The following is a 12,852-nucleotide window of genomic DNA, read 5'->3' as shown; positions in this document are numbered from 1 at the left end:
CGCCGTGTACCAGACCGGTACGCACGGTGGTGTGAGAGGACGGAAAATAAAATAATTATTTTCCTCCTACTCGATTTTGGGGGTGATATTATGGATTCGTATCTGAGTAGAAATATTAATTATGTAAAAACTAAATACAGATTATATAGGAAATTAGTCATAAATATCAGTAATTTAAATTAGCTTAATTATTTAAGAATATTATTTTAGATGTCTTATTTCCTATGTAAATATGGAGGTAGGCTATGAAATTAAATATGAATAAAGAAGAGCTAAGAAAGTTTTTATTACATGCTCCACAAAGCAGCATTATTAAATATGTAGAAAATATACACCCAGTGGATGTTTTAGATGTATTACATGAAAATGTAGATGATAGAAAAGATATATTGAATAGATTGCCAGAAAAGTTTATTGCAGATATACTTGATGAAGCTGAAATTGATGAAAAATATGAAATATTAATGGAGTTTTCAGAAAACAAGCAAAAAAATATAATTGAAGAAATGTCATCAGATGAGTTAACAGACTTACTTGGTATTTTAGATGAAAATAAGGCAAATAAGATATTAGCAAAGATGACAGATGAAGATGCAAGAGTAGTAAGACAATTATTGAGTTATGCACCAGATACTGCAGCGGGAATAATGGCTACGGAGTTTATATCATTAAAAACAGATATGACTGTTTGTGAGACTTTAAAATATTTACAAAAATATGGTCAAGAAAATGAAAATATAGATGATTTATATGTTGTAGATAAGTTTGATAAACTTAAGGGGATAGTATCATTAAAGGAACTTGTAACTAAGGACTTTGACACTAAGATTTCAGATATAGTTCATACTAAAATAGAAGGAATACTTTTTAATACTGACCAAGAAGAAGTAGGACATAGATTTGAAAAGTATGGATTTTTAACAATGCCAGTAGTTGATAACTCTAATAGATTACTTGGAATTGTAACAGTAGATGATGTTATGCAAATATTAAGAGATGAAACTACAGAGGATATACATCGTCTTGCAGGAATAGATGAAGGCGAAAAGGTAGATGGAACATTAAAAGAATCTATAAGAAGTAGATTGCCATGGCTTATTATTAACTTAGTTACAGCAATTTTAGCATCTTCAGTAGTAGGTATATTTGAAGGAACAATAGAAAAGGTTGTATCATTAGCAACATTTATGCCTATAGTAGCTGGAATGGGTGGAAATGCTGGAACACAAACACTAACAATAATAGTTAGAGGACTTGCACTTGGAGAATTAAATTTTAAAAATATGAAGAAAGTTTTCTTTAAAGAAGTTGGTGTAGGTGTTTTATGTGGAGCCACAATAGGAGTTATAATAGGTGTATTAGGATATATATGGGAAGGTAACTTTATTTTTGGAATTGTAATAGGAGTAGCTATGATTTTAAATATGGTAGTAGCAACTATTTCAGGATATTTAGTTCCAATAGTATTAAAGAAGTTTAAGGTAGATCCAGCATTAGCATCTTCAGTATTTGTAACAACTTTTACTGATGTATTAGGATTCTTCTTCTTCTTAGGATTAGCTACACTTTTCTTAAGATATTTAGTTTAGTATAGATAATTATCTTTATATTTTATAAATAAGTTTATAAAATAAAAACAACCACTTATGTTATGTAAGTGGTTGTTTTAATATATAAATTATATATTAAAGTATTTCTAAAATTTTTACTTCGTAATTATCACCAGGTGCATTTACAGTAACTATATCACCAGCTTTTTTACCAGCTAAAGCTTTACCTAAATCAGATTCAATACTAATAAGCATTTCTTCAGGTTTTGCATCTAAAGTAGTTACTAAAGTTATTTCATCTTCAAAATCATCTTCTAAAAATTTGATTTTTGCTTTACTATTTATACCTAGAATTGATTTATCAACTATTTCATCATCAATAACAGTAGCTGTTGAAATCATAGTAAATAAATATTGAATTCTATTATCATTTTCTCTATATTCTTCACAAGCAGCTTTATATTCTGCATTTTCTGATCTATCACCATGTGCAGCAGCTATAAGTTTTTCTTTTGCTATAGCAGCTCTTTTCACTGTCATTCTATAATCTAATTCTTCCTGTAATTTTTGTATATTTGATTTTGTTAAAATATTATTCATAAAATTAATCGTCTCCTAAAAAGTAGTATTATTATAATATTATATAATAAATATGAAAAAAGAAAAGGTAGTATATAACATAAATAAAAAAACATACAATAATTTATTAATATAATACAGTAAAATATTAATAAATATTAAAGAATAACATTCAAAATCTATGAGTAGGTTAAGAGTGTTATTTTTTATTTATATAAATTATAAAGTTCTTACTTAAATAGCTAGGATTAGATAAGGAAAATAAATGGATAAATACAATATATGTAAATAAATTGCTGAAAAGTATAAAATTATTGTGATGATGATTAAAATGTAAAGGTTTTACAAAAAGTTTGTTAAATATAAATAATGGGATAATTTCAAATAAAATGGAGGAAAGAGGAGAAACTATGATAAGAAAAAATAAAAAAATTATTTCTTTAATTGTTGCATCTACAGTTTTTGTATCTGTAAGTGAAGGTGTATATGGAAATTTTACAAAATTTATTGAAGCCTTTGCAGAAACGAAAGAGGAGTGGAAAAACCAACCTGATGTTTATGAAATAAACAGGGAGGAAGCCCATGCTACATTTGTATCATATAAGGATAGTGCTACAGCATTAGACTATGAAAAGAAAACAATAGCAGAAAGAGGAATTAGAGTTGATTCTGATTATCATATGTTATTAAATGGACAATGGGATTTCAATATAGTAGATAAACCAGATTTAAGACCAACAGAAGTTGGCGAAAATGGTTTTGATACTAGTGGATGGGAAGAAATAAAAGTTCCAAGCAACTGGCAAACACAAGGATATGATTATCCTATATATACAAATATAACAATGCCATGGAAGGGAATAGAAACTCCAGTAGCTGGTGTTGCACCAACTGTATATAATCCAGTAGGAACTTATCAAAGAAGCTTTACAGTTCCAGAGGGCTGGGAAGCTAATAGAAGAGTATATGTATCTTTTCAAGGAGTAGAATCAGCATTTTATCTTTGGATAAATGGAGAGAAGGTTGGATATGCAGAAGATAGTTATACAGCTAAGGACTTTGATATTACTGATTATTTAAGAGAAGGTGAAAATGTAATATCAGTTCAAGTATTTAGATGGTCAGATGCAAGTTGGGTAGAGGATCAAGACTTTATAAGATTAAGTGGTATATTTAGAGATGTTTCTATATATTCAACACCAGAAGTTAGAGTAAGAGATTTTAGTGTAGTAGCAGATTTAGATAAAAATTATGAAGATGCAACACTAGATATTGAGGTGGATTTAACTAATTATTTAAAAAGTAATGATGAATATACTGTTGAAGCAATGATTTATGATGAAGACTTCAATCCAGTATTAGATTCTCCAATATCTGTTTCAACAGATTTTACAGATGCTACAGACTATAATGAAGATGCAACTAGAAAAGTTGTAAATTTAACTCAAGAACTTAAGAGTCCTGAAAAATGGTCAGCAGAAACTCCATATCTTTATACTGCAGTTATTACACTAAAGGATTCAGAAGGAAATGAAAAAGAAGCTGTAAGTACAAAGTTTGGTTTTAAGAAGATGGAAATAGTAAATAGACAAATTCTTATAAATGGTAAGCCTATTTACTTTAAAGGGGTTAATAGACATGAAACAGATCCAACTGATGGTAGAGCAGTTTCTATTGAAAGTATGATAGAAGATATAGAAATAATGAAATCATATAATATAAATTCAGTAAGAACTTCTCATTATCCTAATAATCCAGCTTGGCTTGAATTATGTGATGAATATGGCTTATATGTTGTAGATGAAGCAAATATAGAGTCACATGCTACAAGAGGAACTTCTGATCTTTTACCAAGTAGTAGACCAGAGTGGTCAGCCATGACTTTAGATAGAATAAAGAGTATGGTAGAAAGAGATAAAAATCATGCATCAGTTACTATGTGGTCATTAGGAAATGAAGCTGGAGATGGACAAGCATTTATAGATATGGCAAATTGGATAAGAGAAAATGATCCAACAAGGCCAGTACACTATGAAGGTGATTATAATTCAGAAACAAAAGCATCAGATGTATATAGTATGATGTATTCTCATCCAAATGCTTTAGCATCATATGCAAGCAGAAGTAAACCAGTAATTCTTTGTGAATATGCTCATTCTATGGGAAATAGTATAGGTGACTTAAATTCTTATATGGAAACTTTTGAAGCACATGATAACCTTCAAGGTGGCTTTATATGGGATTTTGTAGATCAAGGATTATACAAAGATATAGAAGAAGAAACGGTTATAAAGGATTCAAGTAAAAATTCTTTTGACGTTACTATTCAAAATGGAACTTTAGCAGAAGGGTTAAATGGAAATGCTTTTAAAGGATATGCTACTTTACCTAATGATTCAAAGCTTAATATTATAGGAAATGCTTTAACTGTTGAAGTATCAGTTAAACCAGAAAATACTACAAGTGATAGCACATTTGTGGCAAAGGGAGACACTCAATTTGCAATTAAAGAAACTATTAATTACAAAAACACAGGAAATAGAGCACTAGAATTCTTTATATATGATGCTAATAAACCAGGAGATTGGACTCAATGGGTAGCAGCAGCAACAACTAATTTACCAGAAGATTGGGTAGGAAATTGGCATGATATAGCAGGGACTTTTGATGGAGAAAGTGTTAAGTTATTTATTGATGGTGTAGAAGTAGCTTCAACTGAATATACAGGAAGTATAACAACTTCTAATTACCCTATAACTATTGGTGGAGATGCACAAGAAAATAGAAGAAGTAATGCTGTAATAGACAATGTAAGAGTTTATAACAGAGCATTATCTTTAGATGAATTAAATGATAAAACAAGGACTCCAGATGATAATTCAGTTTTATGGGTAGATTTTGATAATCTAGAAACAAATAATCCAAGTGGAGATAGTCAATTTATTGCATATGGTGGAGATTGGGGAGATAATCCTAACGATGATAATTTCTGTGCAAATGGATTACTTAATGCAGATAGAACAATAAAGCCACAATTGATAGATGTTAAATATCACTATCAAGATATTGAAATGAAAGATATTGATATTAATAATGGAGTAATTTCTATAGAAAATGAAAGCTTATTTACTAATGTAAGTAAATATGATGCAGTTTGGGAGTTATATCAAGATGGTGAAAGAATTCAAGAAGGAACTTTAGATTTAGATATTGAACCACTTACAACTAAAGAAGTAGTTATTCCATTTACAGCGCCGGAAGCTATTGATAATGGATCAGAATATTTTGTAACTGTAAGATTTAAAGAAAAGGCAGCTACTAAGTGGACAGAAGCAGGCCATGAAGTTGCAAAACAACAATTTGAGGTTAGCTTTACAGAAGAAGGAAAAGATTTTGTTGATGTTGAAGCCATGGAAAATTTAGTAGTAGATGAAAGTGAAACTGATATTAATATTAAAGGGGAAGGTTTTGAAGTTAATTTAAATAAATCAACTGGAAATATTGATTCATTTAAAAATGGTGAAACGGAATTATTAAGTTCACCAATAATTCCAGATTTTTGGAGAACTCCAAATGATAATGATAGAGAAAATGGTATGCCAAGTAGAACAGCAACATGGCAATTTGCAGGTCAAAATAGAACAATAGATAATATTACTGTAGAACAAGCTGATAAAGTTATTACTATTAAAGTAGATTCAACACTTCCAACTTCAACAGCTTCTAAATATACAAATATTATAAATATTTATGGAAATGGTGATGTTGTTATAACTTCAAATCTGGAGCCAGGTTCTTCTAGTTTACCAGAAATACCAGCAGTAGGTATGGAGTTAAAAATGCCAGAAGGTTTTGAAAATATAGAGTGGTTTGGAAGAGGACCAGAAGAAAATTATTGGGATAGAAATATGAGTACAGATGTTGGAGTATATCAAAGTACTGTTGATAATCAATATTTTGACTATATAGAACCACAACAAATGGGTAATAAAACAGATGTAAGATGGGTAACATTAACTAATAGTGATGGTATTGGATTAATGGCTTCAGGAGATAGTGTAATAGAAATGTCTGCACTTCATTATACTGAAGAGGAGCTTAATTCTAAAAAACACTCATATCAACTTGAAAGAAGTAGTGATATTGAAGTAAATCTTAACTATAAGCAAATGGGACTTGGTGGAGATGATGCTTGGGGAGCAAGACCACATGATGAATTCCAACTTAAATCAAATAAAAATTACACTTATAGAATGAGACTTAGAGCAATTAATACAAATGTAGAAAGTGCTATGGATATAAATAAATTAGCATTACCATATGAATTAGCCGATAATCAAGAAATATCACTAAGTGGTTTAAAGGGTAGTAAGCCAGAATTACCAACAAATATCACTGTAACAACTACCGAGGGATTAAGTAAAGAAGCAACTGTAACTTGGAATGAGATAACAGAAGATCAATATAATACAGTTGGAACTTTTGAAGTTGAAGGTACTATTAATGGTACAGATAAAAAAGCTATTGCAACAGTAACTATAAAGGAACTTAAAGATACTACACAAAGTATAAGTGCTAAAATAGGTAATGAAGTTACAATGCCAAAAACTATTTATGTAGATTTTACAGATGATACTAAATTAAATGTAAATGTTAATTGGAATGAAATTGACAACAATATATTTAGTATAGAGGGTGTTCATAGTGTTGTAGGAAAAGCTACTGTAATGGGTGTAGAGGTAGAAGTAAAAGCCAATATTAATGTTGCAGATGGTGATTATACAAGCGATATTGATTGGGTAAGTGCTACTGTAGGATGGTCAACAATAAAAAAAGACTTGTCAAGTGATGGAAATCCATTAAGATTATTAATTGGTGATGAAGTAGTAACATTTAAGAAAGGTATTGGTACTCATACTGATTCTACTATAATTTACAATGTAGAAGGTAAAGGATATAAGTACTTCCAAAGTTATATTGGTAATGATAGAGAAGCAAGCAATAATAGTGATGGTATGATATTCAGAGTATACCTAGATGGAACTTTAGCATATGAAAGTACAAAAATGATGTATAATACTCCAGCAGAATTTATTAATTTAGATATTGAAGGAGTAAAAGAAGTTAAGCTAGAAGCAGATAAAGTTGGGCACAACGGTAACGACCATTCTGATTGGGCAGATGCTATGTTTATTAAAGAAGCAGAGGAAATTATAGAAGAAAATAGCGGCGACTTTAATAACAATGGTAAAAATGATATAGGTGATGTTGCTATGCTTTCTAAAAACTTTGGTAAAACTTCAGAAAGTGAAGATTGGGAAACTGTTAAAATATTTGATATGAATAGGGATAAAAAGATTAACGGTGAAGATATTGCTATATTAGTAGATAAGATTTTAAATAAATAAATTTAAGGAATTTATTGCAATGTAGAGAATAGACTAGAGGATGATTAAAACACCTCCTTAAAACTAACAATTTTAAGGAGGTATTTTTTATAGTAATGCAAGGAAGTTAACTAATTAAGGGGGAAGTTATAATGAGGAAAAAAGGAGAGTTAAAAATTTATTGCAAAATATTTGTTATAATATTTTTATTTAATATGTTAATATCACCAATAACCAATATTTTTGCTAATGAAGTTAAAGCAGAAGTTAAAGATACTTATGGAATAAATTTAGCCTTAAATAAAGAGGTAGAGGTATCAGGAACAGAAACTTCAAGCCTTACAGGAGATAAAGCTGTAGATGGTGATTATACAGATGATAATTCAAGATGGTCTAGTGCTACAGTTACAGATAGTAATCCACAGTGGTTATATGTAGATTTAGAAAAAGAATATATTATTGAAGAAATAAATATACGCTGGCAAAATTGGGCCTATGGAACTGAATTTAAAGTTCAAAAATCAAATAATGGAGAAGAGTGGACAGATATAGCTTTACTTACTAATCCATTAGGTAAAGATGAGGCTAATAAAAATTTAGTTAATATTGTTGATGTAGAACAAGAAAGTGCTAGATATATAAGAGTATATATAACTAAGAGAAATCAATGGACTTCAGTAAGTATAAGAGAACTTGAAGTTATTGGTTATGAAATAAAAGAAGGTAATATTGCAGAAGGAAAAAAAGCCACTGTATCAGCCGTAGAAAATAATAGTACTGTATGGACAGCTGATAAGGTTATAGATGGGGATAAAGAAAGTGATGATTCAAGGTGGGCAAGTCCTACAATGCCAGTAATACCAACAGAAACAGATACTCATTGGGTATCTATAGATTTTGGAAAAATTGTTGAAATGGATAGCGTAAATATTCATTGGTATAAAAAGGCTTGGGCAGAAAATGCTATTATTCAAATATCTAATGATGGAGAAAACTTTGAAGATATAGAAACAATAATTCATGAAGCTGGAGATACTTTAAATTTAGTTGATACAGTGCAATTTGCTGAAGTTAAAACAGGAAGATATCTAAGAGTATTTATTGCTGAAAGAAATGCAAATGCTTATAATAATGTTTCTATAAGAGAAATAGAGGTTATTGGAAGAGAAAAATATATACCTGAATTAGATATGACTTGTGAACAAGTTATCAATAGTATTACAACATTAGGAGAAATAACTATAGATACTACAGAATTAACTTTACCAGAAGTACCAAGAGGATTTGGTATTAGAGTTAGAGGAAGTGAGTTTGAAAATATAGTTACTAATGATGGAGTAATAACTAGACATAATATAAATGATGCAAATGTATCTATATTATTAGAAGTATATAAAGAAAGTGATGATACTAAAACTGCTACAAAAAATATTGTAGTAACAATTCCGGGAAAATCTTCTTTATATCCTGAAATATTCCCAGAGGTTTCGGAGCAAAATGATGTGCCAAAAGTAATACCAAGCTTACAAGAATGGTATGGTTTAAATGGAAGCTTCACATTAACTGAAAACTCAAGGATATTAATAAATGATGTTAATAATGTTGACTTAAATAAGGTTGCTGATTTATTTAATGATGATTTAAAATACTTTACTGATATAGAATTAGAAGTAGTTGAAGTTTCTTCAGAAGAAGAAGTAAAGCCAGGTGATATTTATATAGAATCTATTGATGAAAATGGCTATGATCTTGGGAAAGAAGGATATTTTACAATTATAGACAATAGTATAAAAATATATTCACCAACGTATACAGGAAATTTATATGGAACAGTTACTTTATTACAAATATTATGGCAAGCAGAGGATGAGTTAAATATTCCTTGTGGAATAATTAGAGATTATCCTAAATATGAGATTAGGGGTGTTATGTTAGATGTAGCTAGAATGCCTATGAGAATAGAATTTGTAAGAGATTATGCAAAGATATTATCTTGGTATAAGCTTAATGAATTCCATTTGCATTTAAATGATAATCAATGGTCTGATGGAGATTATAAGAATCCAGAAGCTTGGAATGATGTATATAATGCATTTAGATTAGAGAGTAAAGAACATCCAGGTTTAAAACCAAGTAACAGTGATTTAAATGATCCATATTATACACAAGAGGAATTTATAGAACTTGAACTTATGGCTATGGATTATGGGATGGAGGTAGTACCGGAAATAGATAGTCCAGCTCACTCGCTTCCATTTACAAAATATATGAGAGAGCTAGGAACTCCAATACACAATACTAAATATTGGTTTGATCATATAGATATAGAAAATGAAGATGGTAAAAATCTTATAAAAGGTTTATTAGATGAATTTATCGATGGAACTGATGAAAATGAGCCAGTATTTTTAGGAAATACTGTTCACCTTGGAATAGATGAATATGATACAAGTGTTGGAGATAAATTTAGACAATATACATCTGAAATGAGTAATTATGTTTTAGAAAAAGGTAAAACACCAAGAGTTTGGGGATCATTAAAGCAATTTTCAGGAACAACAATGCTACCAGAAGGAACTGTCATTGATGTTTGGAGCATGGCTTGGGAAGATGTAAATGCAAGAATAAAAGAAGGTTATGAGATAGTAAATGTACCACAACCATTCACTTATATTACACCTTCAAGATGGCATAAGGATTTTATGAATACTCAAAATGTATATAATAATTGGGAACCAAATGATTTTAATGGAGTTAAGCTACCATTAGGTGAACCACAATTGCTAGGTGGGAAAATGGCAATTTGGGGAGATGAATCTATGGAAGGTATAGTTGAAGCAGATTTACACGAAAGGTTATTACCAGCAGTTGCAACAGTTGGTGAAAAGACTTGGAGTGGTACAAGAGAAGATAAAGATTATCTTGAATTTATGAAGACATTTAATGCGTTAGAGGAAGGTCCTAATACAACAATACAAAATGAAATAGTAAGTGAAAATGAATTAGTAGTAAAATATAATTTTGAAGATGAAACAGCTAGTGATTCAAGTTTAAATAAGTATGATGCAAGTATAGTTAATGGTGAAGTAGTACAGGTAGAAAATAATAAGGTTCTTACTCTTAAAGGAAACACTACTTTAGAAACGCCATTACAATCATTAACTTACCCATATACAGCAACATTTGATGTTAAGGTTGATGAGTTAGGAAAAACAATAAATTTATTTGCAGGATATGATGGTGAATTAAAAATTAAAGAAGATGGAACTTTATCTATAAGAAGAAGCTTCTATGAACAAGATTTTGATTTTAAAGTAAAAGAAGAGGAGTGGAATGAAATAACTTTAGTTGGAACATTCCAAGCATTAGCATTATATGTTAATGGTGAATTTGTACAGCAATTACACTCATATAGAGATCATAGTAATAATATAATAAGTGGACAAGAACTTCATGCAACATTTGTACTACCACTAGAGAAAATTGGGGAAAATCTAAAAGGACAAATGGATAATATTGAAGTTTATAATACAGCAATGCCAGAGGAATGGATAGCAGGGGATAAAAATGCTAAATTGAATTTAGCATGTGGGGCAGATGCATATTCTTCTTCTAATAGCTTACTTTATACTAAAGAATGGAGAGCTGTAGATGGTGATAGTAGAAATGGCGATTCTAAATGGATATCACAAAATAGTGATAATCAATGGTTATTAATTGATTTAAAAGAAGTTAAACAGATAAGTGAAGTCAAATTGTTATTTGCAGAAGCAGCAACAGAATATAAGATATTAACATCCATTGATGGAGTTAATTTTGAAGAAGTTTCTCATATAACAAGCAATACAAAGACAGAAGTTGTAAGTGAATTTGACTTAAAAAATATAAGATATATTAAATTCCAAGGTGTTAAAAGAGGTGGCAATAACGGATACTCTATTTTAGAACTTCAAGCATTTGGAGAAAATGTTCAAGAAGAAAAAAGTGCTGATTTTAATAATGATGGAGTTATTGATTTAAAAGATTTAGCCATTGCATCAAGATACTATGGGCAAAATAATAAAGAGTATGATTTAGATGGTGATGGTAAAGTTGGTATTTATGAACTACAAAAAATAAGCGATATAATTTTATCAGATAACAGAAGAATATAATAATGTAAATAAAAGAAGATATCAAATATATTTTGATATCTTCTTTTATTATTGTTAGATGCTTTTATTTATTTAAAATAGGCTTTATAATATAATAAGGGTTAAATGAGAAATTTTTTAGAAGGATGTAAAATTATGAAAGTAACAATTAAAGATGTAGCCAGAGAAGCGAAAGTAGCAACTTCTACTGTTTCAAGAGTTTTAGCTAATAGTGATAAAATTAGTGAGGAAACAAAGGAAAGAGTAAATGAGGCTATAAAAAAACTAAATTATACACCAAGTATAGTTGCAAGGGGATTAGCAAAAAATAAAACTAGAATTTTAGCTGTGATATTACCACAAGGTGCAGAAAGTTCTTTTGAAAATCCATTTTTTGTTCAAGCTATGAAAGGAATAAGTATGTGTGCACAAAAAGAAAATTATTATATTATGTATACATTTAAAGAAGAAAATGAACAGTGGATTAAGAAGTTTACTGAAGGTAATATAGTAGATGGATTATTTTTATTTAATGCTAAAAGTGATGATAAAACTATTGAGCATTTAAAAAAGAATAAATTTCCTTTTGTTATTATAGGCAGACCAGAAGATATAAAAAATGTTTTATGGGTTGATAATGATAATTTTGAAGCTGTATATCAGTTAACACAAAGATTAATTGATAAAGGCAATAAAAAAATAGCCTTTATAGGTGCAAAGAAAGAATTAAATGTTTCTAAAGACAGATTAAATGGATATAAGCAAGGAATGTTTAGTAGAGGTTTAGAAGTAAATGAAGAATTAATATTTGAAATGGACGATTTTACAGAAATAGAAGGATATAAAGCAGCAAAGTGTATTTTGGAAAAAAATAATGTTTCAGCTTTTATAACTACAGATGACCTTCTTGCTTTTGGAGTACAAAATGCTATAAAAGAAGTAGGAGAAGACATTTCGGTAGTTGGATTTAATAACATTCCACTGGCTAGTTATAGAAAACCATCACTATCATCTGTAGATATTAATTCTGAAAAATTAGGATTTTACGCAGCTAAAATATTAATAGATAAGTTAGAGGGTAAAAAAAATATGGGATATCATGTTATTGAAACTAAATTTATAGAAAGAGAATCAAGTTAAAGAGGATTAAAACTTTGTGCAACCGATTGCATAAATTCATAAATTTAAGAAAAATGAAGATAA

General features: G+C 29.4%; 5 protein-coding genes. 4 read left to right on the top strand and 1 reads right to left on the bottom strand.

Annotation, left to right across the window (positions count from 1 at the left end; all coding sequences use genetic code 11):
• Positions 1–245: 245 nt before the first annotated feature.
• Positions 246–1,589, top strand: a complete 1,344-nt coding sequence (gene mgtE / locus LPC13_RS12670) for a magnesium transporter (protein WP_005213853.1) — start codon at positions 246–248, stop codon at positions 1,587–1,589.
• Positions 1,590–1,685: 96 nt separating this feature from the next.
• Here mgtE and LPC13_RS12665 read toward each other — a convergent pair whose 3' ends face one another.
• Positions 1,686–2,150: a GreA/GreB family elongation factor gene (locus tag LPC13_RS12665; RefSeq protein ID WP_005213854.1), complete on the bottom strand. Its 465-nt coding sequence runs from the start codon at positions 2,148–2,150 to the stop codon at positions 1,686–1,688.
• A gap of 368 nt (positions 2,151–2,518) precedes the next feature.
• Between LPC13_RS12665 and LPC13_RS12660 the strand changes: the two genes are divergently transcribed.
• The 3 genes from LPC13_RS12660 to LPC13_RS12650 all read left to right on the top strand — a co-directional run bounded on the left by LPC13_RS12660 (position 2,519) and on the right by LPC13_RS12650 (position 12,789).
• Positions 2,519–7,537, top strand: a complete 5,019-nt coding sequence (locus tag LPC13_RS12660; RefSeq protein ID WP_005213855.1) for a glycoside hydrolase family 2 TIM barrel-domain containing protein — start codon at positions 2,519–2,521, stop codon at positions 7,535–7,537.
• Between the two features lie 131 nt (positions 7,538–7,668).
• The gene (locus LPC13_RS12655) at positions 7,669–11,670 is read left to right on the top strand and encodes a discoidin domain-containing protein (RefSeq protein ID WP_005213856.1); all 4,002 of its coding nucleotides are present in this window, start codon (positions 7,669–7,671) and stop codon (positions 11,668–11,670) included.
• A gap of 135 nt (positions 11,671–11,805) precedes the next feature.
• Complete coding sequence (locus tag LPC13_RS12650) at positions 11,806–12,789, top strand: LacI family DNA-binding transcriptional regulator (RefSeq protein ID WP_040419615.1); 984 nt, start codon at positions 11,806–11,808, stop codon at positions 12,787–12,789.
• The last annotated feature ends 63 nt before the right edge of the window (positions 12,790–12,852 follow it).

Source organism: Clostridium celatum (assembly GCF_021412605.1).
Taxonomy (GTDB): Bacteria; Bacillota; Clostridia; order Clostridiales; family Clostridiaceae; genus Clostridium; species Clostridium celatum.
Note: the sequence above shows the minus strand (reverse complement) of the source record. Positions and strands in the feature narration are given on the sequence as shown.